Genomic DNA, 24,349 nt, shown 5'->3' with positions numbered 1-24,349 from the left:
GTCCTCACATCCGGAAGACGCCGAAGCCGCCGCGCGCGCCTTCGACCGGGGCGGTGTGGATGGCCGACAGGCACAGTCCGAGGACCGTGCGGGTGTCGCGCGGGTCGATCACTCCGTCGTCGTACAGCCGCCCCGACAGGAACATCGGCAGGGACTCGGACTCGATCTGCCGCTCCACCATGGCGCGCAGCGCGGCGTCGCCCTCCTCGTCGTACGGCTGCCCCTTGGCGGCGGCCGAGGCGCGGGCGACGATCGACAGGACGCCGGCGAGCTGCTGGGGGCCCATGACGGCGGACTTGGCGCTGGGCCAGGCGAACAGGAACCGGGGGTCGTAGGCGCGCCCGCACATGCCGTAGTGCCCGGCGCCGTACGAGGCGCCCAGGAGGACCGACAGGTGCGGGACCTTCGAGTTGGCCACCGCGTTGATCATCATGGCGCCGTGCTTGATGATGCCGCCCTGCTCGTACTCCTTGCCGACCATGTAGCCGGTGGTGTTGTGCAGGAAGAGCAGCGGCACGTCCCGCTGGTTGGCGAGCTGGATGAACTGCGCCGCCTTCTGGGACTCGGCGGAGAACAGCACCCCCTGGGCGTTGGCGAGGATCCCGACCGGATAGCCGTGCAGGGCGGCCCAGCCGGTGGTGAGGGAGGGCCCGTACAGCGGCTTGAACTCGTCGAAGTCGGAGCCGTCGACGATCCGGGCGATGACCTCGCGCGGGTCGAAAGGGGTCTTCAGGTCGCCGGGGACGATGCCGAGAAGCTCCTCGGGGTCGTACTTCGGGGGTGCGGCCGGGCCGGGGTCGGGGTGGGCCTTGCGGTGGTTGAGGCGGGCGACGATCCGGCGGGCCCGGCGGATCGCGTCGGGCTCGTCGAGGGCGTAGTGGTCGGCGAGCCCGGACACGCGCGCGTGCATCTCGGCGCCGCCCAGGGACTCGTCGTCGCTCTCCTCCCCGGTGGCCATCCTCACCAGCGGCGGGCCGCCGAGGAACACCTTCGACCGCTCCTTGATCATCACCGTGTGGTCGGACATGCCGGGGATGTACGCGCCGCCCGCCGTGGAGTTGCCGAAGACGACGGCGACGGTGGGGATCCCGGCGGCCGACAGCCGTGTGATGTCGCGGAACAGCGCCCCGCCGGGGATGAAGATCTCCTTCTGGGAGGGCAGGTCGGCGCCGCCGGACTCGACGAGGGCGACGCAGGGCAGGCGGTTGGCGTACGCGATCTCGTTGGCGCGCAGGGCCTTCCTCAGCGTCCAGGGGTTGGACGCGCCGCCGCGTACGGTCGGGTCGTTGGCGGTGATCAGGCACTCGACGCCCTCGACGACCCCGATGCCGGTGACGATCGAGGCGCCGACCGGGTGGTCGCTGCCCCAGGCGGCGAGCGGGGACAGTTCGAGGAACGGGGAGTCGGGGTCGAGCAGCAGCTCGATCCGTTCGCGGGCCAGGAGCTTGCCGCGCCCCCGGTGCCGGTCGGTGTACTTCTCGCCGCCGCCGGCGAGGGCCTTGGCGTGCTCGGCCTCCAGTTCGGTGAGTTTGGCGAGCATGGCCGCGCGGTGGGCGGCGTAGTCGGGGCCGGCCGTGTCGAGGGCGGTGGGCAGGGCGGTCACAGCAGGACCTCCGGTACGTCGAGGTGGCGGGCGCGCAGCCATTCGCCCAGCGCCTTGGCCTGCGGGTCGAACCGGGCCTGGGCGGCGACCCCTTCGCCGAGCAGCCCGGTGACGGTGAAGTTCAGCGCGCGGAGGTTCGGCAGGACGTGCCGGGTGACGGGCAGGTCCCGTGTCTCGGGGAGCAGGGCGCGCAGCCGGTCGGTGGTCAGCGTGTGGGCGAGCCAGCGCCAGGCCTCCTCGGTGGGCGCCCACACCCCGACGTTGGCGTCGCCGCCCTTGTCGCCGCTCCGGGCCCCGGCGACCAGCCCGAGCGGGGCGCGGCGCACCGGGCCGGGCGGGAGGGGGGCGGGCGGGGGCGGCTCGGGGACGGGTGCCAGGGCCCGGGTGCGCACCGGCGGCGGGATGACCTCGCGCCGGCCGTCCGGGAGCACGGCGGTGTGCGTGACGGTGCCGGGGTCGACGTACATCGCCTCGAACACGCCGTAGGGGGCGCCCTTCCCGGGCGGGGCGGTGACGTGGAAGCCGGGGTAGCTGCCGAGGGCCAGTTCGACGGCCGCGCCGCTCACGGCCCGGCCCACGGCGTCGGGGTCGGGGTCCCGGACGACCAGCCGCAGCAGGGCGCTGGCCGTCTCCTCGGTGGCGGCGTCCGGCCGGTCGGTGCGGGCCAGCTCCCACCGCACCTCGGCGGGCTTCGTCGTGAGGGCGTCCTCCATCTGCTCGCGCACCAGCCGCGCCTTGGCCTCGACGTCGAGGCCGGTCAGCACGAACACCACCTCGTTGCGCCAGCCGCCGAGCCGGTTCAGCCCGGCCTTCAGCGCCGGGGGCGGTGCCTCCCCGCGCACGCCGGAGATCCGCACCCGGTCCGGGCCGTCGGGGTCCAGGCGGACGGTGTCGAGCCGGGTGGTGACGTCCGGTCCCGGGTACCGGGCGCCCGCCGTCTCGTACAGGAGCTGGGCGGTGACCGTGCCGGTGTCGACGAGCCCGCCGGTGCCGTCGTGCTTGGTGATGACGGCGGTCCCGTCCTGGTGGAGTTCGGCGAGCGGGAAGCCGGGGCGGCGCACGTCGTGGCGGGCGAAGAACGCGTAGTTGCCGCCGGTGGCCTGGGTGCCGCACTCCAGGACGTGCCCGGCGGCGACCGCGCCCGCGAGCCGGTCGTACTCCTCGGGCCCCCACCCGAACCACCAGGCCGCCGGCCCGCTGACCAGGGCGGCGTCCGTGACGCGGCCGGTGACCACGACGTCGGCCCCGGCGCGCAGGCAGGCGGTGATGCCGCCGCCGCCCAGGTAGGCGTTGGCCGTCAGGGCCCCGTCCGGCACGGGGAGGTGGTCGCCCTCGACGTGGGCGACGCGCACCTCCGGCAGGCCGAGGCGGGCGGCGAGGGCGCGCAGCGCGTCGGCGAGGCCGGCCGGGTTGAGGCCGCCGGCGTTGGTGACGACCTTGACGCCCCGGTCGTGGGCGAGGCCCAGGCCCTCCTCCATCTGGCGCAGGAAGGTCTTGGCGTAGCCGAGTCCCGGGTCCTTGAGCCGGTCGCGGCCGAGGATGAGCATGGTCAGTTCGGCGAGGTAGTCGCCGGTGAGGACGTCGAGGGCGCCGCCGGTGAGCATCTCGCGCACGGCGTCGGAGCGGTCGCCGTAGAAGCCGGAGGCGTTGCCGATCCGCAGCGGCCGCCTCACCGGGCCCCCTTGGCGGGGCGGCCGGGGCCGGCCGGGCCGGCGAAGGCCTGCGCGATGTCCAGCCACCGGTCGGCGTCGGGGCCCTCCGCGCGCAGCGCCACGTCGTCGCGGTGGGCGCGCTGGGTGACGAGGAGGCAGAAGTCGAGGGCGGGGCCGGTGATCCGCTGGGCGGCGTCCTCGGGACCGTAGGTCCACACGCCGGAGCCGTCCGGTGCGGTCAGCTCCACGCGGAAGGGCGCGGCGGGCGGGGTGAGGCCCCGGACCGCGTAGGCGTAGTCGCGGGCGCGGACGCCGATCCAGGCGACGTGCCGGAGGCGCGCGGTAGGGGTGCGGGTGACGCCGAGTGCGTCGGCGACGTCCTGGCCGTGGGCCCAGGTCTCCATCAGGCGGGCGGTCGCCATGGCGGCGGCGCTCATGGGCGGGCCGTACCAGGGGAACCGGGCTCCGGCGGGGGCGGCGGCGAGGGCGGCGTGGAGGCGGGCGCGGCCGTCGCGCCAGCGGGCGAGGAGAGCGGGTGGCGGGTCGGCGGCCCCCGCGTCCGCCCCCTCGTCGACGAACGTGTCCGTGGCCTTCAGTGCCTGTTCGACGTGCGCGGTGAAGGCGTCCGGGTCGGTGAGGGCGAGCAGGGCGGCGTCGTCGGTCCACGCCAGGTGGGCGATCTGGTGGGCGACGGTCCAGCGGGGCGCCGGGGTGGGGGTGGCCCAGCCGTCAGGTTCCAGGTCCGCGACCAGCCGGTCGAGTTCCTCGCTCTCGTCGCGCAGGTCGTCCAGCAGGACTTCGGACACGGGGCGCTCCCTCCGGGACACGGCAGTGCGTGCCCCGGAGCATGGCAGCGGCCCGAGAAACAAGCAAGCGTGCTTGCTTTACTTTTTCGCCATCTGGGACCGCACGGCGCCCATGCTCGCCGCGATGACCAGCGCGATCGCCAACGCGTCGACGAGGGAAAGGGCTTGATGCAGGACGAGGAAGCCGGCGGTCGCCGCGATGGCGGGCTCCAGGCTCATCAGGATGGCGAAGGTCGGCGCGGGCAGCCGGCGCAGCGCGAGCAGTTCCAGGGTGTACGGCAGGACGGACGACATCAGCGCGACGGCCAGGCCCAGCCCGACCGTCGACGGCACCAGCAGTTTCGACCCGGCTTCGGCGATGCCCAGCGGCAGGGTCAGCACCGCGCCGAAGGCCATCGCCAGCGCCAGCCCGTCCGCCTGCGGGAACCGCCGCCCGGTGCGGGCGCTGAAGACGATGTACGCGGCCCACATCGCGCCCGCCGCGAGGGCGAACGCCGCGCCCACCGGGTCCAGCCGGTCGAAGCCGCCCCCGCTCAGCAGCACCACGCCGCCCAGCGCCAGGCCCGCCCACACGAGGTTGACCAGCCTCCGCGAGGCGATCACCGACAGGACGAGCGGGCCGAGCACCTCCAGGGTGACGGCGGCGCCCAGCGGGATGCGGTCGGCGGACTGGTAGAAGAGGACGTTCATCCCCGCCATGGCGGTGCCGAAGGCCACCACCGTCCCCCAGTCGGCCCGGGTGTACCCGCGCACGGTGGGCCGGCACACCGCCAGCAGCACCACGGCGGCCAGCACCAGCCGCAGGGTGACCACCCCGAGCGCTCCGGCGCGGGGCATCAGCAGCACCGCGACGGCCGAGCCGAACTGCACGGACAGCCCGCCGGCCACCACCAGCGCGACCGGGCCGAGGCCCCCTCGCCGCTGTCCGGCACCCTCCGGGTGCGCGGCGGCGGCCTCGGGCAGCGCGACGGCGGGGGCGTCTGCGGTACGGGTGGTGTCGTTCACACCGGGACCCTCAGGACTTTCTCTCGCACGGTACTTTCCATTGGCCTACCGGTGCAACATACTGCACCGACCAGGACGGGACCCACCCTCCCACGGTACGGGCCGTCCCTCAGCCCTCCAGCCCCTCCTCCAGCGCCTCCGCCAGCACCTCCGCCAGGTGCCGGGCCCGCCGGCCCGCGAGCTGCCCGATCTGCGTACGGCAGGAGAAGCCGTCCGCCAGCAGCTCGGCGTCCGGGGCGGCTGCGCGGACGGCCGGGAGGAGCTGGTCCTCGGCGCAGGCGACCGAGACGGCGTAGTGGCCGCGCGTGAAGCCGAAGTCGCCGGCCAGGCCGCAGCAGCCGCCGGCCAGGTCGCCGGTGAGGCCCGCCCGCTCGCGCAGGCGGCGGTCGGCGGCGTCGCCCAGGACCGCGTGCTGGTGGCAGTGGGTCTGGCCGGCGACCGGTCGGTCCAGGCGCGGCGGCCGCCAGTCGGGGGCGCGCTCCTGGAGGATCTCGGCGAAGGTGCGCACGGAGGCGGCCAGCCGGCGGGCGCGGGGGTCGCCGGGCAGCAGCTCCGGCAGGTCGGTCCGCAGGGTGGCGGCGCAGCTCGGTTCCAGGACCATCACGGGCGTGCCCAGGACGGGCGCCATGGTGTCGAGGGTGCGGCGCAGCACGGCGCGGGCCCGGTCGAGCTGGCCGGTGGAGACGTACGTCAGGCCGCAGCACACCCGGCCGCGCGGCAGCGCCGGGCGCAGCCCGGCCGCCTCCAGGACGGTGACGGCCGCGCGGCCGACGGAGGGCGTCAGGTGCTCGGTGAACGTGTCGGGCCACAGGACCGGGTCCCCCGGCCCGCCGCCCCGCCGCCGGAACCAGCGGGTGAACGTCTCGGCCGCCAGCTCGGGCAGGTCCCGCTCCGGTGCGACGCCCGCCGCCCGCTTGGCCAGGGCGGCGAGCGGCCGCACCCGGGCCAGCGCGTTCACCGGCCGGGCGACCGGGGCCGCCAGCCGCAGCCACCGCGGCAGCCGGCCCAGCGCGTAGTGGGCGGCGGGGCGCGGCCGGCCGGCGTAGTGGTGGTGCAGGAATTCGGCCTTGTACGTGGCCATGTCGACGCCCACCGGGCAGTCGCTCCGGCAGCCCTTGCACCCCAGGCACAGGTCGAGCGCGTCCCGTACCTCCGGCGAGCGCCAGCCGTCCGTGACCACCTCGCCCGCGAGCATCTCGTGCAGCAGCCGGGCGCGGCCGCGCGTGGAGTGCCGCTCCTCCCCCGTGGCGCGGAAGGACGGGCACATCACACCGGGCCCCTGGTTCGGCCCCTCCACCCGGCACTTGGCGACGCCGACACAGCGCCGTACGGCGGTGGCGAAGTCGCCGCCGTCGTGCGGGTAGCCGAAGGCCACCTCGACGCGCTCGCGCGGGAGCACGGCGAAGCGGAGGTTCTCGTCGAGGCGCGCGGGGCGGGCGAGCATGCCCGGGTTCATCCCGCCGTCCGGGTCCCACAGGTCCTTGAACCGGCCGAACAGGGCGACCAGTTCGTCGCCGTACATCCTCGGCAGCAGCTCGGCGCGCGCCTGGCCGTCGCCGTGCTCGCCGGAGAGCGAGCCGCCGTGGGCGACGACGAGGTCGGCGACCTCCTCGGAGAACCGCCGGAAGCGCCGGACGCCCTCGTCCGAGACCAGGTCGAAGTCGATCCGGACGTGGACGCAGCCGTCCCCGAAGTGGCCGTAGGGCGTGCCGCGCAGCCCGTGTTCGGCGAGCAGGGCGCGGAAGTCGCGGAGGTACGCGCCCAGGCGGGCGGGCGGCACGGCGCAGTCCTCCCAGCCGGGCCACGCCTCGGCGCCCCCGGCGGTGCGCGTGGCGGTGCCGGCGGCGTCCTCGCGCACCCGCCACAGGGCCCGCCGGGCCGCCGGGTCGGTGACGACGGCGCCGTCCAGGGCGCCGGCGGCCCGGAGCAGGGCCTCCGCGCGGGCGCGGGCCTCGCCGGGGGCCGCGCCGCCGGTCTCGGCGAAGAGCCAGGCGCCGCCCCGGGGCAGCGCGGCGCGGGCGGCCGGGTCGCGCACCAGGTCCTCGGCCATGCCCTCGACGGTGAGCGGGCCGTACGGGAGGAGGCCGGGCGCGGCCTCGGCGGCGGCGCTCTCGTCGGCGTACCCGAGGACGGCGAGGGCGCGGGCGGGCGGTGACTCGACGAGCCGGACGGTGGCCTCGGTGAGCACGCCCAGGGTGCCCTCGCTGCCGCAGAAGGCCCGCGCCAGGTCGGTGCCGCGCTCGGGCAGCAGGGCGTCCAGGGCGTAGCCCGAGATGCGGCGGGGCAGGTCCGGGCGGAAGCCGGTGCGGAGGACCGCCAGGTGGTCGCCGACCAGCCGGGCCAGTCCGTCCGGCGCGCCCTGTCCGCCGCGCCCCAGGCGGAGTTCGGCGCCGCCGTAGGTCATGACCGTGAGCCGGTCGACGTTGTCGGCGGTCGTGCCCCAGGCTACGGAGTGCGACCCGCACGCGTTGTTACCGATCATGCCGCCCAGCGTGCAGCGGCTGTGCGTGGACGGGTCGGGCCCGAAGGTCAGCCCGTACGCCCCCGCCGCGTCGCGCAGCCGGTCCAGCACCACGCCGGGCTGCACGACGGCCGTCCGCCTCCCGGGGTCGACCGAGACGACGTCCCTCATGTGCCGGGTGAAGTCCAGGACGACGCCGGTCCCGGTCGCCTGCCCGGCGATCGACGTCCCCGCCCCGCGCGGCACCACCGGCACCCCGTGCTCGCGGCACACCCGGAGCGCGGCGGCCACGTCCTCGGCGTCGCGCGGGGCGACGACGCCCACCGGGACCCGCCGGTAGTTGGACGCGTCCATGGTGTGCAGCGCGCGGGCGGCCGCCCCGAAGTCCACCTCGCCGCGCACGGCGTCCCGCAGCGCCCGTGCGAGGCCCGCCGTCTCCCGAAGCCGATCACCCATGGGGCCAGGATGCCCCGGGCGGGCCCGCCGGTGTCGTGCCCCCCGCCGGGGTCGCCGAGGTCACCGTAAGAAAGCGCACAAGAACTTCCCAAAGTGATCGTCAATTCTCTTATAGTGACCCGGAATTGCTAGGGAATTGACGGCTCCAGATACGTACGCAGATACCCACGCCCAGAGGACTGACGATTTGCGCCCCTCCATCCGGCCGGTCGCGCCGGCCCTGCTGATCTCGGCGGCCGTCACCGGCCTCCTGTGCGCGGGAGCGGTGGCCGTCGCTCCCGGCTCCGTCCGGGCTCCGCTGGCCTGGGGCGCGGCCGCGGCCGCCGTCCTGCTGACCGCCGCGGTCACCCTGGCCGCGTACGCCCTGGGCACCGCCCGCCGGCTGCGCGAACGCAACGCCGCGCTCACCGCCGAGGCCGCCCGCCGCGCCACCGACGGCGCTCGGACGGTCGCCGAGGCCCGCGGGGAGGCGTCCCGCACGAGGGCGGAGGCGGACCGGGCCGTCGCGGAGGCCCGTGCCGAGACCGCCCGCGTCACCGCCGAGGTCCGCGCCGCCGCCGAACGCGCCGTCGCCGAGGCCCGCGCGGAGGCGGACCGCGCCGTCGCCGAGGCCCGCGCGGAGGCGGACCGCGCCGTCGCCGAGGCTCGCGCCGAGACCGAACGCGCCACCGCCGAGGCCCGCGCGGAGGCGGACCGGGCCCGCGCGGAGGCGGCGCGCAGCGAGACCAACCGGGCCGCCGCCGTGGCCGCCTGCGCCAACGCGGCCGGCCGCATGCAGGCGCTGGCCACGAGCATGCTCGCCGACCTGCGCGAGATGGAGCACCGGCACGCCGACGAGGACGTCCTGACCGACCTCCTCCACCTCGACCACCGCACCGCCCAGGCGGGCCGCCTGGCCGACTCCATCGCCGTGCTCACCGGCGCCCGTTCGGGCCGCCGCTGGGCGAAGCCGATCGTGATGGAGTCCATCCTGCGCGGCGCGATGGGCCGTATCGGCGGCTACCAGCGCGTACGGCTGCACACCACCAGCGACGCCGCGATCGCCGGCCACGCCGCCGAGGGCGTCATGCACGCCCTGGCCGAACTCCTCGACAACGCCGCCAACTTCTCGCCGCCCACCGCCGAGGTGCACGTGTACGTGGAGGAGGTGCCCGCCGGGCTGGTCGTCACCGTCGAGGACAGCGGCCTGGTCATGAGCGAGGTGCAGTTGCGCCGCGCCGAGCGGGCCGTCACCGCCGAACGGACCGACCTCACCGGCCTGTCGGGCACCCGGCTGGGTCTCGCGGTCGTCGGCCGGCTGGCCCGCAAGCACGGGCTGACCGTCTCCTTCCGGCCCTCGGCCCGGGGCGGCACCGGCGCGCTGATGATGATCCCGCACGAGCTGATCACCCGCACCCGCCCCGCGCACCCGCCGGCACCGTCCCCCACACCCGCGCTCGCCCCCGCACCCGCGGCCACCGCCGCGCCCGCCCGCGCCCTCCCGCCCGTACCGGCGGACCGCGAGCCCCGGGAGGTCCACGACCGGCCCTCCTCCCCCTTCGCCACGCCCGAGCCGCCGCAGCCGGCCGGCACCGAACCCGGCCCCGGCACCGCGCTGACGCCCGGCGGCCTCCCCAAGCGCCGCCGCGGCCGGACCCTGGCCGCCGCGCACCCGGACGGCACCCTCACCGACGGCACCCTCCCCGAGCCCACCACGCCCCCCGACCCCGCCTCGCGGACCCGGTCGGCCGCCCGTTTCAGCAGCTTCCGCCAAGCGGTACGCACCACCACGGAAGGCACCCCCCGATGACCACCGGCACCACCACCGACGAGAAGCTCAACTGGCTGCTGGAGAACCTGCTCCAGCGCACGCCGGGAGCCCGCCACGCCCTCGTGCTGTCCCGGGACGGCCTCAAGCTGTGCCGTACGCCGGAGCTCTCCGTCGACCAGGCCGACCAGCTCGCCGCCATCGCCGCCGGCATCCAGAGCCTGTCCCACGGGGCGTCCATGGAGTTCGGCGACGGCACCGGCGGCGTACGGTCCGCGATGGCCGAGTTCTACGGTGGAGTGCTGCTGATCGTCGAGGCCGGGGAGGGCGCGCACCTCGCGGTCGTGGCCGCCGAGGACTCCGACGTCGGCCTGATCGGCCACAACATGAGCGAACTCGTCGAGCAGCTCGGTGAGCACCTGCACGCCGAGCCCCGCACCCCGTGACCCCGGGGAGCCACAGGGACGAGTCCCCGGACCGGCTGTACACCCTCACCGGCGGCCGCACCCGTTCCGCCCCGGACGCGCCGTTCGACCTGGTGACCCTGGTGGTGGCGGAGTCGGAGCCGGCGCCCGGCATGCAGTCCGAGCACGCGGCGATCCTGCGTCTGTGCCACCGCCCCACCGCCGTGGTGGAGGTGGCGGCCGAACTGGGCCTGCCGGTCGGCATCGTGCGCATCCTGCTCTCCGACCTGCTGGACACGGGCCGGATCAGCGCCCGTCACCCGCGCACCTCCGCGCACAGCCTTCCCGACCCCGACATCCTGGAGCAGGTGCTCGTTGGACTCCGCAACCTCTGAACGGACACCCCTCACCAGCACCGCCGACAACGGTCTCAAGATCGTCATCGTCGGGGGTTTCGGTGTCGGCAAGACCACCCTCGTGCGCTCGGTCAGCGAGATCCGTCCCCTCAACACCGAGGAGACGATGACCCGCGCGGGCGAGGACGTCGACGACGTGGCCCAGGTCCACTCCAAGACGTCCACCACCGTGGCCTTCGACTTCGGCCGCATCACCCTGGACGCGCACAACGTGCTGTACCTGTTCGGCGCGCCCGGCCAGGAGCGCTTCTGGTTCCTGTGGGACCGGTTGTTCGCCGGCACCCTGGGCGCGGTCGTCCTGGTCGACACCCGCCGCCTGGCCGACTCCTGGTACGCGATCGACCGCCTGGAGCACCACGGCATGCCGTTCATCGTCGCCTGCAACGACTTCGGCGGCCCGGCCCACACCGAGCGGGAGGTCCGCGAGGCGCTCGACCTGCCCGACCACGTACCGCTGGTGGAGTGCGACGCCCGCGACCGCTCGTCGAGCAAGTACGTACTGATCACCCTCGTCACGCACCTCCAGCGTCTGCACGCCCTCCGGGAGACCAGAACATGACCGCCCCCGTGCCCCTGTCCGGGCCCCGGTTCCAGACCGAACCCGCCCGGTTGTACCGGGAGATGAGGCGCGAGCACGGAGCCGTCGCGCCGGTCCTCCTCGACGGGGACGTCCCGGCCTGGCTGGTGCTCGACTACCGCGAGCTGCACCAGGTGACCAGCGACCCGGTGCTGTTCAGCCGCGACTCCGAGCTGTGGAACCAGTGGGACCGCATCCCCGCCGACTGGCCGCTGCTGCCGATGATCGGGCGCAAGCAGCCCTCGATCCTCTACACCACCGGCGAGCGCCACCGGCAGCGGGCGGGGATGATCGCGACCGCGCTGGAATCGGTCGACCCCTTCAGCCTGCGCCGGTACGCCGAGGAGTACGCGGACGGGCTCGTCGACACGTTCTGCGGCACCGGGCGGGCGGAGCTGATCGCCCAGTACGCCATGCTGCTGCCGGTCCGCGTGCTGGTGAAGGTCTACGGCGTCCCCGACGAGCAGGGCCCGGGGCTGGTGACCGCGCTCAACGACATGATCGACGGCCGGGAGCGGGCGCTGGAGGGCCAGCGGCACCTGGCGGAGTCGATGTCCGCCCTGCTCGCCGCCAAGGCCGCCGAGCCGGGCGAGGACGTGGTGTCCCGCATGCTGGCCGACCCGTCCGGGTTCTCGGTGGAGGAGATCGCCCAGGACCTGATGGTGATGATGGCGGCCGGGCACCAGCCGACGGCCGACTGGATCGGCAACTCGCTGCGGCTGATGCTGACCGACGACCGTTTCGCCGCCTCCCTGTCGGGTGGCCGGCACAGCGTCGCCGAGGCGATGAACGAGGTGCTGTGGGCCGACACCCCGACGCAGAACGTGGCCGGCCGGTGGGCGTCGCGCGACACGCACCTGGGCGGGCGGCACGTGAAGGCCGGTGACCTCGTCCTGCTGGGCCTGGCCGCCGCCAACGCCGACCCGCAGGTCCACATCGACAACGCGGCGCTCACCGGCGGCAACAGCGCCCACTTCTCCTTCGGGCACGGCGAGCACCGCTGCCCGTTCCCCGCCCAGGAGATGGCCGAGGTCATCGCCCGTACCGGGATCGAGGTGCTGCTGGACCGGCTGCCCGACCTGGACCTGGCGACCGGCGCCGACGCGCTGACCCGGCGTCCCTCGCCCTGGCTGCGGGGCATGACCGACCTGCCCGTGACCTTCACCCCGACCCCCGCCCTCGGAGGCACTCCGTGATCCCCGTGACCGAAGCGGCCGTACCGGCCGGAGCGGCCGAACCCATCCCCCTCGACCCGTTCGTCACCGACCTCGACGGCGAGAGCGCGGCGCTGCGCGCGGCCGGGCCGCTCGCCCGGGTCGTCCTGCCGGGCGGGGTCCCGGTGTGGGCGGTCACGCGCCACGCGGAGGCGCGGGCGCTGCTCACCGACAAGCGGCTGGTCAAGGACATCGAGGTGTGGGGTGCCTGGCGGCGGGGCGAGATACCGGCGGACTGGCCGCTGATCGGGCTGGCCAACCCGGGCCGCTCAATGCTGACGGTGGACGGCGAGGACCACCGCCGGATGCGGGCGCTGGTCGCCCAGGCGCTCACCCCGCGCCGGGTGGAGCGGATGCGGGGGCGGATCACCGAGCTGACCCGGGAGCTGCTGGACGGGCTGGCCGCGTACGGGCCGGCGGAGACGGTCGACCTGAAGGCCGCCTTCGCCTATCCGCTGCCCATGTACGTGATCAGCGACCTGATGGGCATCGACGCGGCGGACCACCCCCGGCTGAAGGTGCTGTTCGACCGGTTCTTCTCCACCCAGACGCCGCCCGGGGAGGTCGTGGCGACCCTCGGGGAGCTGGCGGGGATGATGGCGAAGGTGGTGGCGGCCCGCCGGGCGGAGCCGGGCGACGACCTGACGAGCGCGCTGATCGCCGCGTCCGAGGACGGCGACCACCTCACGGACGCGGAGATCGTCTCCACCCTCCAGCTCATGGTGGCGGCGGGCCACGAGACGACGATCTCGCTGATCGTCAACGCGGTCGTCAACCTGTCGGCCCATCCCGACCAGCTCGCCCTGGTCCGTTCCGGTGAGGTCGGCTGGGACGCGGTGGTCGAGGAGACACTGCGGTACTCCACCCCCACGTCGCACGTCCTGATCCGGTTCGCCACCGAGGACGTCGCCGTCGGCGACCGGGTCCTGCCGCGCGGGGACGCGCTGATCGTGTCGTACGGGGCGATCGGCCGTGACGAGGAGCAGCACGGTCCGACGGCCGGCGTCTTCGACGTCACCCGCTCGCCCAACCGGCACATCTCCTTCGGCCACGGGCCGCATGTGTGCCCGGGCGCGGCGCTGTCCCGGCTGGAGGCGGGGATCGCCCTGCCCGCCCTGTACGAGCGCTTCCCCCGTCTCACCCTGGCGGTGCCGGTCACGGAGCTGCGCCACAAGCCGGTCGTCACCCAGAACGATCTCTTCGAGCTGCCGGTCCGCCTCGGCTGACGCCCGCCGGGGAGGCGCTGCGCGTCTCATCCGCTCGTCTCACCGGACGGACACGGCGCTCGCGCCGTGTCCGTCACCGGCTAGGCTCCGAGGCGTGGCTGAGATCCAGATTCCCACCGACATCAAGCCCGCCGACGGCCGTTTCGGCGCGGGCCCCTCCAAGGTGCGTACGGAGGCGCTGGAGGCCCTGGCCGCCACCGGCACCTCCCTCCTCGGTACCTCCCACCGCCAGGCCCCGGTCAAGAACCTGGTCGGCGAGGTCCGCTCGGGCGTGCGTGACCTGTTCTCCCTGCCCGAGGGGTACGAGGTGATCCTCGGCAACGGCGGCTCCACCGCCTTCTGGGACATCGCGACCCACGGTCTGATCGAGAACAAGTCGCAGCACCTGACCTTCGGCGAGTTCTCCTCCAAGTTCGCCAAGGCCGCGAAGCTGGCTCCGTGGCTGGCCGAGCCGACCGTCATCTCCTCGGAGCCGGGCACGCACCCGGAGCCGCGGGCGGAGGCGGGCGTGGACGTGTACGCGTTCACCCACAACGAGACCTCCACCGGTGTCGCCGCGCCGGTCGAGCGCGTCGAGGGCGCCGACGAGGACGCGCTGGTGCTGGTGGACGCGACCTCGGGCGCGGGCGGCCTGCCGGTCGACATCACCCAGTCGGACGTCTACTACTTCGCGCCGCAGAAGTCCTTCGCCTCCGAGGGCGGCCTGTGGATCGGTGTGTTCTCGCCCGCCGCCCTGGAGCGCGCCCGGCGCGTCCACGCCTCGGGCCGCCACGTCCCGGAGTTCTTCTCGCTGCCGACCGCCATCGACAACTCGCTGAAGAACCAGACGTACAACACCCCGGCGCTGTCCACGCTGTTCCTGCTCAACGAGCAGCTCAAGTGGATCAACGGCCAGGGCGGTCTGGACTGGTCGGTGCGCCGCACGGCGACCTCCGCGCGGACGCTGTACGGCTGGGCGGAGGAGTCCAAGTACGCCTCGCCGTTCGTCGCCGACCCGGCGAAGCGCTCGCAGGTCATCGGCACCATCGACTTCTCCGACGAGGTCGACGCGGCGGCGGTCGCCAAGGTGCTGCGCGCCAACGGCATCGTCGACACCGAGCCGTACCGCAAGCTGGGCCGCAACCAGCTTCGGATCGCGATGTTCCCGGCGGTCGAGCCGTCGGACGTCGAGGCGCTGACGGCGTGCGTCGACTACGTGATCGAGAAGCTGTAGCCGACGGCACGACCGTGTGACGAAAGGGCCCCCGCCCGATGGGTGGGGGCCCTTCCGCATGCGGCCGATAACCGCTCTATCGGGGCTCGTCCGGTGTCCCTACCATCCCAAGCACTCCGGCAGCACCACACGCCGAGTGTGTGACATGCATGCGCCATCCGCGCTACCCGCGCCATCTGTGCCATCTGTGCCATCTGTGCCATCCACGGTTGGACCCCCCACTTCGACCGGCAACCGATCGGAGCCCCATGTCCAGAAGATCCCGGACCCTCTTCGCCGGCACGGCCGCCACCACGGCCCTCGCGGCGACCGTCCTCACCCCGTCCCCCGCGTCGGCGGGCATCGTCGCCCCGCCCGACAAGATCGTGATCGAGGTCGCCACCGTCAACGGATCGGGCTGCCGCCAGGGCACGGCCGCCGTCGCCGTGGCCCCGGACAACACCGCCTTCACCGTGACCTACAGCGACTACCTCGCCCAGGTGGGCGTGGGCGCGGAGCCGACCGACTTCCGCAAGAACTGCCAGCTCAACCTGATCGTCCACGTCCCCGGCGGCTTCACCTACGCCGTCGCCGGCGCCGACTACCGCGGCTACGCCAAGCTGGAGGCCGGCGCCACCGCCGTCCAGAGGGCGTCCTACTACTTCCAGGGCTCGCCCGACACCGCCCAGAAGAGCCACCCCTACCGGGGCCCGTACAACGACAACTGGCAGGCCACCGACCAGACCGACTGGGGCCAGCTCGTCTGGGCGCCCTGCGGGGTCAAGCGCAACTTCAACATCAACACCGAGCTGCGGGTCAGCGCGGGCACCTCCGACCCGACGAAGACCAACAGCTTCATCGCCATGGACTCCACCGACGGTGAGATCAAGACCGTCTACCGGCTGGCGTGGAAGGAGTGCCCGCCCAAGTAGGCGCTCCCCCGAGGACCGGGTGGGCCCGCGCCCCCTCCGCGGGCCCACCCCCGTCCCTCCCGGCTACCGGCTCAGCCGCCGGAAGCGCCGCACCGCGAGCGGCAGGAACACCGCCGTGATCACCACCGGCCACACCACCGCCATCAGCGGCGCGTGCTGCTCCACCCAGCTCCCGCCGCCCGCGCCGGGGTTGCCGAACAGCTCCCGGGTCGCCGCGGCCGTGGAGGAGATCGGGTTCCAGGCGGCGATCGTGCCCAGCCAGCCCGGCATCGTGCCCGGCGGCACGAAGACGCTGGAGATCATGGTGAGCGGAAAGGCGACCGCGAACAGCCCGCCCGCCGCCTCCGGGTTCGGGACCAGCAGCCCCAGCCAGATCCCCACCCAGGTGAGGCAGTAGCGCAGCAGGAGCAGCAGCGCGAAGGCGCCCGCCGTGGCGGCCGGGCCGCCGTCCGAGCGCCAGCCCATCGCGAACGCCGTCGTCGCCAGGATGGTCAGCTCGGCGCAGGCGATGATCGCGTCGGTGACGCCCCGCCCGGTGACCACCGCGGAGGGGGCCATGGGCATGGAGCGGAACCGGTCGATGACGCCCTTGTTGGCGTCGGTGACCACCGTCGTCGCGGTGTTGATGAATCCGAAGGCCATCGTCATCACGAACATCCCGGGCATCAGGAAGTCGCGGTAGTCCGACGCCCCGCCGCCGCCCGGCGGCTTCATCGCACCGCTGAAGACGTACCCGTAGAGCAGCACCGACAGGATCGGGAAGCCGAGCTGCCAGGCGATGTAGACCGGCTTGCGCCGGTAGGTGGTCAGATGGCGGCGGACCACGTTCCAGCAGTCCGCCACGGCCCAGTAGGCCCGTCCGCGCCCCGCGAGGGGTTCCATGGTCGTGCTCACGCGGCCACCTCCGCCTTCTTCTCCTCGGTCGCGTGACCGGTCAGGCGCAGGAACACGTCGTCCAGGCTGGGCCTGCGCAGCCCGATGTCCTCGACGTGGACGCCCTCGTCCTGGAGGGACCTGACGACCTCGGTCAGTGCCTTCACCCGGTCGGTGACGGGCGCGTGGACGCGGCGCCCGGCCTCGTCCACGCGCGGCTCGCCCAGGCACACCCGCGCCACGGTCCGGGCCACCCGCGGCAGGTCGGCCGCCTCCAGGGCGACGACCTCGATGCGGTCGCCGCCCACCCGGTCCTTCAGCGCCTCGGGGGTGTCGTCGGCGATGGCCCGGCCCCGGTCGATGACCGTGACCCGGGAGGCGAGCCGGTCGGCCTCCTCCAGGTACTGGGTGGTCAGCAGCACGCTGGTCCCGCCCGCCACCAGGGCCCGCACCGCGTCCCAGACCTCGCCCCGGCCGCGCGGGTCGAGGCCGGTCGTCGGCTCGTCCAGGAACAGCACGCGGGGCGCCAGGATCATCGAGGCGGCCAGGTCCAGGCGGCGGCGCATCCCGCCGCTGTACCCCTCGACGCCCTTGTCCGCCGCCTCCGTCAGGTCGAACCGCTCCAGCAGCTCGGCGGCGCGGGCGCGGGCCCGGCGCCCGCCCAGGTGGAACAGCCGGCCGAACATCTCCAGGTTCTGCCGGCCCGTCAGGATCTCGTCCACCGCCGCGTACTGGCCGGTGAGCCCGATCAGCGACCGCACCTTGCGCGGGTCGCGCGCCACGTCGACCCCGGCCACCTCGGCGCGGCCGCCGTCGAAGCGGCGCAGCGTCGCCAGCACCCGCACGGCGGTGGTCTTGCCCGCCCCGTTGGGTCCCAGCAGACCGTGCACCGTGCCGGTGCGCACGGCCAGGTCGAACCCGTCCAGCGCGCGCTTGTCCCCGTACCGCTTCTCCAGGCCCTCGGCCCGTACCGCCCAGTCGTCCATGCGCCCTCCCCGTCCAAGAACTGAGTACACCGTACCCAACATAGCGTACGGCGTACCCAGTTTCTGTCCAGTGATTTACGCTGACGCCATGACCAGCGACAGCAAGCCCGCGGCGGCGACGGCGACCAGCGGCAGCGGCGATGTCGTCCGCAGCCTGGAGCTGCTCTGGGGCACGGGCGAACCCGCCACCCGGGGACCCCGGCGCGGCCTCACCCTCGACCGGATCGTCACCACCGCCGTCGAGGTCGCCGACGCCGAGGGCCTGGACGCGGTGTCCATGCGGCGCCTCTCGGCCGACCTCGGCGTCGGCACCATGTCGCTGTACCGGTACGTCCCCGGCAAGGCGGAGCTGCTCGACCTGATGCTCGACCGCGTCCGCGGCCTGATGCTCGACTCCCAGCCGCCCGACCCCTGCGACTGGCGCGCCGCCGTGGACGCCCTGGCCCACGCCGAACTCGGCCTCTACCGCCGCCACCCATGGCTGCTCAAGGTCAACCAGGCCCGCAGCGTCCTGGGCCCCAGCACCCTGCGCGGCCTCGAACTCGCCCTGACCGGACTGCGGGGCACCGGCCTCTCCGACCCGGAGCTCATCTCCCTGATCATCGCCGTCCAGAGCTTCGTCACCGGCATCGCGCGCATGGAGGCCGAGACGGTCGAGGCGGCCAAGGAGACCGGCGTCAGCGACGAGGAGTTCTGGACGCGCCAGGAACCCTTCCTCGACCGCGCCATGCGCACCGGCGACTACCCCGTGATGGCCGCGCTCTCCCGGGACGCCTTCTCCCCCGACTTCGACCACTTCGCCTTCGGCCTGCGCACCCTGCTGGACGGCCTCGAAGCACGGGTGGCCCGCCGGGCGGAGGGCCGTCCGGACGACAGGCCCTAGGGAGGGACTTCCCGGTCACCGGATCGTCGGTCCGGCGGCTCGGCGCGCGATCGACAAGATCGGATACCTGATCCGTTCGGTAATGTGTTCGTCCGGGGAGGGCCCGAACGGCTGCTGCCAGGCGGCAACGTCCGCCGCAGCCATACACACGTCCCATGACCACGGACGTCGGCACGGCCTCCGGCCCCTTCTCCCAGAGAACGGACCACGATACGGACGGGGGAACACCGATGACGACCGCTCACGCCTCATCCGGGGTAGGGAGCAGCCCACCGCCGGAGAGCGACACGGTCATCGCCGTACGGGATCTGCGGATGCGCTACCGCAGTCAGGACGTGTTGAAGGGTGTCGGATTCACGGCCCGGCGAGGCGAAGTCGTCCTGCTGCTCGGCCCGAACGGCGCGGGCAAGACGACCACGATCGAGGTCTTGGAAGGCTTCCGGATGCGCTCTGCCGGTGACGTGACCGTCCTCGGCACTGATCCGGCCGGCGGGGACGAGCGGTGGCGTGCGCGCCTGGGCATCGTGTTGCAGTCCTGGCGTGACCACGGCAAGTGGCGGGTGCGGGAACTGCTGGCCCATCTCGGCTCGTACTACGCGCCGTACTCCACGGCCCTCGTGCGGCGGCCGTGGGACGTTGACGAGCTCCTCGCCGCAGTGGGTCTGACCGAGCAGGCGGACAAGCGGGTCGGGACTCTGTCCGGCGGGCAGCGCAGGCGCTTCGACGTGGCCGTCGGCATCGTAGGCAGGCCTGAGGTGTTGTTTTTGGACGAGCCGACGGCGGGTCTGGACCCGGAGGCGAGGAACGAGTTCCACGGCCTGGTACGCGGGCTGGCGGACGAGAACACCACTGTTCTGCTGACCACGCACGACCTTGCCGAGGCGGAGAGGCTCGCCGACCGGATCCTGATTCTGGCCGGCGGCCGGATCGTGGCCGATGGCTCGGCCGAGGAGCTGTCGCGGCAGGCATCGGCCGAGGCCACTGTGCGCTGGACGCGGGCCGGGCGGCACTTCGAGGAGGCGACGGCCGAGCCCACCCGGTTCGTCCGTCGGCTGTTCGAGGAGCACGGCGAGGCGATCGGCGGGCTGGAGGTGCGCCGGGCGAGCCTGGAGGACACCTACTTGACGATGGTGCGGGAGCTCGAGGCGGGGAACGTTCCCGATGAGCGGACGGTGCACGCTTTCGGGGAGGGATCGCGATGAGTCCGGTGTGGTACGCGGCGGGAGTAGGAGTGCGGCGCGGCTGGACGGAACTCCGGCAGACCTTCACCACCGGCCAGGACGTGTTCGGCTACGTACTCTGGACGGTCCTGCTCCTCGTGCCGCTGTTCCTGCTCAAGGACGACCCGCTGAAGGGCGCCGGCATCTCGACCGGCGCGTTCATGCTGCCGAGCATGCTGGGCATGACGCTCGCGTTCACCGGGATGATGACCACGGCACAGCTACTCGCGACCGAGCGCGAGGACGGCACGCTCCTGCGGGCCAAGGCGGTGCCGCACGGCATGGTCGGCCACCTGGTCGGAAAGATCATCATGGTGTCGGGCACGGCTCTCGTCTCCATGGCGCTCCCCTTCGCCGTCGGCGTGTTCCTGGTGGACGGGGTGGCCCGGCAGGGCGGCGGAGCGCTGCTGACGCTGGTGTGGGTGACGCCGCTGGGTCTCCTGGCGACCCTGCCGATCGGCGCCGTCATCGGCTCACTGGTCAGCAGTCCGCGCACCGTCGGCCTGCTGATGCTCCCGGTGATGGGACTCGTCGTGATCTCCGGGATCTACTTCCCCCTGTCCGAGCTGCCCGAGTGGCTCCGGACCGTCGGGCAGATCTTCCCCGTGTACTGGCTCGGCCTCGGTCTCCGCTCGGCGCTGCTGCCGGCCGATGCGGTCGCCGCCGAGATCGGCGAATCCTGGCGGCACCTGGAGACGGCGGGCGTTCTGGGCGTCTGGGCAGTCGCCGGGCTGCTCCTCGCACCATCCGTCCTGCGCAGGATGGCCCGCCGCGAGTCCGGGGCCGCGATGGCGGAACGGCACCGGAAGGCGATGCAGCGGGTCGTTTGACGATGTGCCGGGATGTCGGCCCGGCTCCTGGTCAGGCCGCGTCGGGCAGCGGGCGCCGGCGCAGGTGGCGGTGCAAGGCCACGATGTGGATCGGGACGCTGTCGGGCCGGGCGGCACGGATCGGCTTCAGCGCGGCCAGAGTGTTGGCGGTGCCCTTGCGGCGGCCGATGCTGTACGGACACTCCCCTAGCCGGCGCTCCGCCGCCGCGCCCGGTGCCACAGGAGGACCAGCCCGGCCGCGCCGGCCAGGACGAGGGCGCCCATCGTGGTGGTGCCGGTGCCGGTGCCGTCGCCGGCGGCGGGCTTCCCGGGGGCCGGCGTTCCGTCCGGGGCGGGGGAGCTGCGGCCGCCGGGGGCGGGCCGGGGGCCGTCCTCCAGCGGCACCCGCTCCACCCGGCTGCCCGAGCCCTCCGAGCCGTACATCAGCGCCGAACCGTCCGCCGTGTACGTCACCGACTCCGACTGCCGCATGATCGGCGCGCTCAGCCGCTTCTCGGCCCCGAGCCGCCCGTCCTCCCACGCGTACGCCCGGGCGCTGAAGTACCCGCGCAGCACCAGCTCCCGGCCGTCCGGCGAGAACGCCCCGTCGGTGACCCACGGCACCTCGCCGATCCGCCGGAACACGTTCGCCCCGTCCGCCGACAACCGCGCGGGGCCCTCGTACAGACCGCCCCCGTCCTCCTTCTTGGACGCGATGTAGACGCGCCCCGTGACGGGGTGCACCATCAGCGCCTCGGCGTTCCGGGGCCCGTCGGCGTACCGCACCGTGTACTGCGTGGCGTCCACGGCCTGGTCGCGCAGCTCCTTCGGCTCGGGGAAGCGGTAGATCCAGACGTGGTCCCAGGAGCCGTCGAGGTTGTCGCCGATGTCACCGACGTACACCGCCCCGTCGGCTCCGACGGAGATCGCCTCCATGTCCCGGGGCGTGCCGATGCCCCGCAGGGTGACGGTGGCGACGGTCTTGCCCGTCCTGGAGTCCACGGCGAACACCCGTGGCCCGTCCTGGTCGTTGTGCGTCCAGTAGACCCCCGGGTGGGCACGGCTGGCGGCGAGGCCGCTGGACTCGGTGATCCGGGCGTCCTCGACGGTGAACCCGCCGTCCTCCTCGCCGGCCACCGCCGGACCGGCCGCCAGCACCACCGCGGCGAAGGCCGCCCCCAGGGTCGTACGCAACGAACGCATGCCCCCAGTGTCCATGGTCACATCGCACTCCCCGGCCGGGGTCGGCCATGATGGCCCCCATGCGTTTCATGTTCGTCGGCGACTCCATGACCATCGGACGCGCCGGCGACTTCACCTGGCGCTACCGGATGTGGCAGCACCTGGACGCCACCCTCCCCGGCCGGTACGCGATCGTCGGCCCGCGCGACGGGCTGTACGAGGCGTCCGCCGACGCCCCCGTCTCACACGCCTACGCCGACCCCGGCTTCCCCGCCCGCGCCCGCCGGCACCTGGCCGGCTGGGGTGAGGGCTGGCTGCACATGGCGCCCCTGATCGGCGGGGCCGTCACGGCGGCGGAAGCGGACGTGCTCCTGGTGTCCCTGGGCCTGATAGACCTCGGCTTCTACACCAACAGCGACCAGACGTCCGAGAACGTCCACGCCTTCGTCGCCGCCGCCCGCGCCGCGAACCCGCGCGTCCGGGCCGTCCTGCTCCCCGTGATCCCCAACGTGCGCGCCGGGTACGACGCCCCCTTCGCCGCCGAGTGCGCCCGCTTCAACGAGCTGCTCGGCAAGGCCGTGGCCGACCTCGACGAGCCGGGCTCCCCGCTGCTGCTGGCCTCGGTGCCGGAGTCGTACGACATCGCCACCGACACCTACGACGGCACCCACCCGGGCCCGTCCGGTGAGCACAAGCTCGCGGCCGCCTTCGCGACGGCGATGCACCAGGCGTGGGGCCTGGGCGGCCCGTACACCGCGCCGGCCACCGCCTCCGAGCCGGTCACCTAGGGTCACCTAGGAGCGGCGAACACCGATGTTGGCCCGATGGCCGGGGCTGTCCATCCAGCCCCGCAGGACGGCCGCCGCGTCCGGATAGCCCCGGGCCACGTTCTCCCCGGCCATGCCCCACGCGTGACCGGTGCGGTTGATGCGGCCCACGAGCGTGGAGCCGCCCGAGCCGCGGTGGGAGAGCCGGTTGCGCCCCGCCATGTCGACGCTGTGGCCGCGCGCCGCGCGCGCCAGCTTCCGGTGGACCTTGAGCGGCGGGCAACCCGCCTTCCTCCGCTCGATGTTGACCAGCCGGACGACCTGGCCGACCCCCCGCAACGGCTTCGTCCGAGTTCGTCGGCAACGCGTTCGCCTCGGAGAACCACCGGGGCAACACCGCCAACGACGGCAAGCTGGTGGACCTGGCGAGCTGCGACACCTCGTCGGACCTGTCGAAGGACCTCACGCTGACCAAGTCGGCCGACAACCGGGCCGTCCAGCCCGGCGACAGGATCACCTACACCGTCACGGTCAGGAACGACGGCAACGCCCCGAACAACGAGGCCTCCTTCACCGACGACCTCTCGGCCCTGCGCGGCGCCGAGTACAACGGTGACGCCACCGCGTCCACGGGTTCGGTCTCCTTCGACGAGGAGACCTCCACCCTGTCCTGGGCCGGGGAACTCGAACCGGGCGAGGAGGCGGAGGTGACCTACTCCGTCACCGCTGGTGAACCGGACGGCGACACCGCCACCCTGTCCAACAGCGTCACCTCCACCGCGGACTCCAACTGCGGTGAGGGCGCCGAGGACCCGGGCTGCACCAGCGACGTCACCGTCTCGCGCGGCATCCCCGTCGTGAGCCCGGAGGCCCTGGCTCCCGCGCTGGCCTCGATCGGCGCGGTCGGAGCCCTCGGGTACGGCGCGGTCCTGATGCGTCGCCGCCGGGTGACGGGCGCCTGATCACAGCCCGCACCGGCCGAGCCCCGGGTCTCACGGCCCGGGGCTCAGGCGTGCCCGCCAGCCGACCGCCTCCCGGCGCGGCGGGGCCATCGACGCGGCGGCGTCCCGCCGGCACGGCCCGCACCGCGTCTCGTCCCCGACCGGCCGGAAGACGTGCTCGTCACCCGGCCCCTCGCAGACGACCAGCCCCCGCACGGCGGGCCTCGGCTCCAGCGGTACGGGCAGCTTCTCCACCAGCCGGTGCCGTAGGAAGCCCACGGCGGAACGCACCCCGCCGGGCGGCAACCCGGTCGTCAACGCCCGCCGCAGCTCGGTCGTCGAGAAGCCGCGCCGCAGCCACTCGGCCGCAGCCTCCGCCAGGCCCCGGGCTTCCCGCACGCCCAGCCACAGCTCCCGGTGCTCGTGCCGCAGCGAGAGCAACACGCGTTCGGCGGCGACGACTTCGGGGCACGCGGCCGTGGCGGCCGGTTCTTCGGGTGGGGGGTGGGGAGTGTTCTTCTCCCGGTCTTCTTCTACCGGAGGAGAACCGGCGACCACCGGGGGCTCCGGTGCACCGACCGTCGGTTCCGGGACCCTCGGAGCGGGCGGAGGTGGCGGAGGTGGCGAAGACTGTGGCGGCGGGCTGGAGGGTTCGGGCGCCACCCCGTCCCGCAGCCGGCTCGCCTCCTCCCCCGTCAGGGTGACGTTGGACAGCAACTGGTCGGTGATCCACTGACCGCGCCCGCCCTGCCGGCGCCAGTGGTGGAAGAACCCGCTCGCCAGCAGCTCCTCCTTGGCCCGCTGGAACGCCCGGGGCTTCATGCCCAGGCTCTCCGCGTGCTCACCGAGCGGCTTGGCGGCCTCGGGTTCGGGAAGCCCCTGCACATAGATGACCAGCAACTTGGCGTCGCTGCCGAGACGGCGATGCCGTACGAGCTCGTGCGAGACCTTGGTGAAGCGCCGCTCGGGCGCGATAGCATGCCGAAGCATTTCTGGT

At 73.9% G+C, this 24,349-nt stretch carries 23 protein-coding genes; 13 read left to right on the top strand and 10 right to left on the bottom strand.

All coding sequences use genetic code 11. From position 1 onward, the window contains the following. Positions 1–4: 4 nt before the first annotated feature. From ACF068_RS17165 to ACF068_RS17145, 5 genes are all read right to left on the bottom strand, one after another. On the bottom strand, positions 5–1,603 hold the full coding sequence (locus tag ACF068_RS17165) for an acyl-CoA carboxylase subunit beta (RefSeq protein ID WP_392275049.1): 1,599 nt from the start codon (positions 1,601–1,603) through the stop codon (positions 5–7). After that, entirely contained in the window at positions 1,600–3,276 is a 1,677-nt protein-coding gene (locus ACF068_RS17160) for an acyclic terpene utilization AtuA family protein (RefSeq protein ID WP_392275048.1), read from the bottom strand. Before ACF068_RS17160 ends, ACF068_RS17165 begins: the two co-directional genes overlap by 4 nt. Next, entirely contained in the window at positions 3,273–4,061 is a 789-nt protein-coding gene (locus ACF068_RS17155) for a TIGR03084 family metal-binding protein (protein ID WP_392275047.1), read from the bottom strand. Before ACF068_RS17155 ends, ACF068_RS17160 begins: the two co-directional genes overlap by 4 nt. A 78-nt stretch (positions 4,062–4,139) precedes the next feature. Further along, positions 4,140–5,066, bottom strand: a complete 927-nt coding sequence (locus ACF068_RS17150) for a DMT family transporter (RefSeq protein WP_392275046.1) — start codon at positions 5,064–5,066, stop codon at positions 4,140–4,142. A gap of 109 nt (positions 5,067–5,175) precedes the next feature. Next, positions 5,176–7,983, bottom strand: a complete 2,808-nt coding sequence (locus ACF068_RS17145; RefSeq protein ID WP_392275045.1) for an FAD-binding and (Fe-S)-binding domain-containing protein — start codon at positions 7,981–7,983, stop codon at positions 5,176–5,178. Between the two features lie 187 nt (positions 7,984–8,170). Between ACF068_RS17145 and ACF068_RS17140 the strand changes: the two genes are divergently transcribed. The 8 genes from ACF068_RS17140 to ACF068_RS17105 all read left to right on the top strand — a co-directional run bounded on the left by ACF068_RS17140 (position 8,171) and on the right by ACF068_RS17105 (position 15,691). Continuing rightward, positions 8,171–9,772 carry a sensor histidine kinase gene (locus ACF068_RS17140; protein WP_392275044.1) on the top strand — a complete coding sequence of 534 codons (1,602 nt, stop codon included), beginning with the start codon at positions 8,171–8,173 and terminating at the stop codon, positions 9,770–9,772. Beyond that, entirely contained in the window at positions 9,769–10,176 is a 408-nt protein-coding gene (locus ACF068_RS17135) for a roadblock/LC7 domain-containing protein (RefSeq protein ID WP_336320886.1), read from the top strand. Before ACF068_RS17140 ends, ACF068_RS17135 begins: the two co-directional genes overlap by 4 nt. Beyond that, positions 10,173–10,529, top strand: coding sequence for a DUF742 domain-containing protein (locus tag ACF068_RS17130; protein ID WP_392275043.1), 357 nt, complete (start codon positions 10,173–10,175; stop codon positions 10,527–10,529). The genes ACF068_RS17135 and ACF068_RS17130 overlap by 4 nt, the downstream gene beginning before the upstream one ends. Then, on the top strand, positions 10,510–11,109 hold the full coding sequence (locus tag ACF068_RS17125; protein WP_392275042.1) for an ATP/GTP-binding protein: 600 nt from the start codon (positions 10,510–10,512) through the stop codon (positions 11,107–11,109). Before ACF068_RS17130 ends, ACF068_RS17125 begins: the two co-directional genes overlap by 20 nt. Then, positions 11,106–12,323 (top strand): cytochrome P450, encoded by a 1,218-nt coding sequence (locus ACF068_RS17120; RefSeq protein WP_392275041.1) that lies wholly within the window; start codon positions 11,106–11,108, stop codon positions 12,321–12,323. The genes ACF068_RS17125 and ACF068_RS17120 overlap by 4 nt, the downstream gene beginning before the upstream one ends. After that, a complete protein-coding gene (locus ACF068_RS17115; RefSeq protein WP_392275308.1) occupies positions 12,323–13,567 on the top strand; it encodes a cytochrome P450 in 1,245 nt (414 codons plus the stop codon). The genes ACF068_RS17120 and ACF068_RS17115 overlap by 1 nt, the downstream gene beginning before the upstream one ends. A 94-nt stretch (positions 13,568–13,661) precedes the next feature. Continuing rightward, positions 13,662–14,780 (top strand): phosphoserine transaminase, encoded by a 1,119-nt coding sequence (gene serC / locus ACF068_RS17110; RefSeq protein ID WP_392275040.1) that lies wholly within the window; start codon positions 13,662–13,664, stop codon positions 14,778–14,780. 248 nt (positions 14,781–15,028) lie between these two features. After that, a complete protein-coding gene (locus tag ACF068_RS17105) occupies positions 15,029–15,691 on the top strand; it encodes a DUF4360 domain-containing protein (RefSeq protein ID WP_392275039.1) in 663 nt (220 codons plus the stop codon). 63 nt (positions 15,692–15,754) lie between these two features. On the opposite strand, the gene ACF068_RS17100 is transcribed toward ACF068_RS17105, so the two are convergent. Continuing rightward, positions 15,755–16,573 carry an ABC transporter permease gene (locus tag ACF068_RS17100; protein WP_392275307.1) on the bottom strand — a complete coding sequence of 273 codons (819 nt, stop codon included), beginning with the start codon at positions 16,571–16,573 and terminating at the stop codon, positions 15,755–15,757. Positions 16,574–16,581: 8 nt separating this feature from the next. Then, positions 16,582–17,550, bottom strand: a complete 969-nt coding sequence (locus tag ACF068_RS17095) for an ATP-binding cassette domain-containing protein (protein WP_392275038.1) — start codon at positions 17,548–17,550, stop codon at positions 16,582–16,584. A gap of 88 nt (positions 17,551–17,638) precedes the next feature. On the opposite strand from ACF068_RS17095, the gene ACF068_RS17090 reads away from it, so the two are divergent. The 3 genes from ACF068_RS17090 (at position 17,639) to ACF068_RS17080 (ending at position 20,483) form a co-directional block, all read left to right on the top strand. Beyond that, entirely contained in the window at positions 17,639–18,433 is a 795-nt protein-coding gene (locus tag ACF068_RS17090; RefSeq protein ID WP_392275037.1) for a TetR/AcrR family transcriptional regulator, read from the top strand. Positions 18,434–18,663: 230 nt separating this feature from the next. Further along, positions 18,664–19,635 (top strand): ABC transporter ATP-binding protein, encoded by a 972-nt coding sequence (locus ACF068_RS17085; RefSeq protein ID WP_392275306.1) that lies wholly within the window; start codon positions 18,664–18,666, stop codon positions 19,633–19,635. Beyond that, positions 19,632–20,483, top strand: a complete 852-nt coding sequence (locus ACF068_RS17080) for an ABC transporter permease (protein WP_392275036.1) — start codon at positions 19,632–19,634, stop codon at positions 20,481–20,483. Before ACF068_RS17085 ends, ACF068_RS17080 begins: the two co-directional genes overlap by 4 nt. Before the next feature lie 186 nt (positions 20,484–20,669). Here the strand turns inward: ACF068_RS17080 and ACF068_RS17075 are convergent, their stop codons facing one another. Beyond that, a complete protein-coding gene (locus tag ACF068_RS17075) occupies positions 20,670–21,665 on the bottom strand; it encodes a WD40 repeat domain-containing protein (protein ID WP_392275035.1) in 996 nt (331 codons plus the stop codon). Between the two features lie 59 nt (positions 21,666–21,724). On the opposite strand from ACF068_RS17075, the gene ACF068_RS17070 reads away from it, so the two are divergent. Beyond that, the gene (locus tag ACF068_RS17070) at positions 21,725–22,432 is read left to right on the top strand and encodes a GDSL-type esterase/lipase family protein (RefSeq protein WP_392275034.1); all 708 of its coding nucleotides are present in this window, start codon (positions 21,725–21,727) and stop codon (positions 22,430–22,432) included. A 6-nt stretch (positions 22,433–22,438) separates the two neighbouring features. On the opposite strand, the gene ACF068_RS17065 is transcribed toward ACF068_RS17070, so the two are convergent. Continuing rightward, complete coding sequence (locus tag ACF068_RS17065) at positions 22,439–22,750, bottom strand: CAP domain-containing protein (RefSeq protein ID WP_392275033.1); 312 nt, start codon at positions 22,748–22,750, stop codon at positions 22,439–22,441. Positions 22,751–22,827: 77 nt separating this feature from the next. Here ACF068_RS17065 and ACF068_RS17060 point away from each other — a divergent pair, with 77 nt between their 5' ends. Continuing rightward, positions 22,828–23,373, top strand: coding sequence for a hypothetical protein (locus tag ACF068_RS17060; protein ID WP_392275032.1), 546 nt, complete (start codon positions 22,828–22,830; stop codon positions 23,371–23,373). Positions 23,374–23,403: 30 nt separating this feature from the next. Here ACF068_RS17060 and ACF068_RS17055 read toward each other — a convergent pair whose 3' ends face one another. Further along, complete coding sequence (locus ACF068_RS17055; RefSeq protein ID WP_392275031.1) at positions 23,404–24,342, bottom strand: hypothetical protein; 939 nt, start codon at positions 24,340–24,342, stop codon at positions 23,404–23,406. Between the last annotated feature and the right edge of the window lie 7 nt (positions 24,343–24,349).

It is taken from the genome of Streptomyces sp. NPDC016309, from assembly GCF_043077235.1.
In the GTDB taxonomy this organism is placed as follows: Bacteria; Actinomycetota; Actinomycetes; order Streptomycetales; family Streptomycetaceae; genus Streptomyces.
Note: the sequence above shows the minus strand (reverse complement) of the source record. Positions and strands in the feature narration are given on the sequence as shown.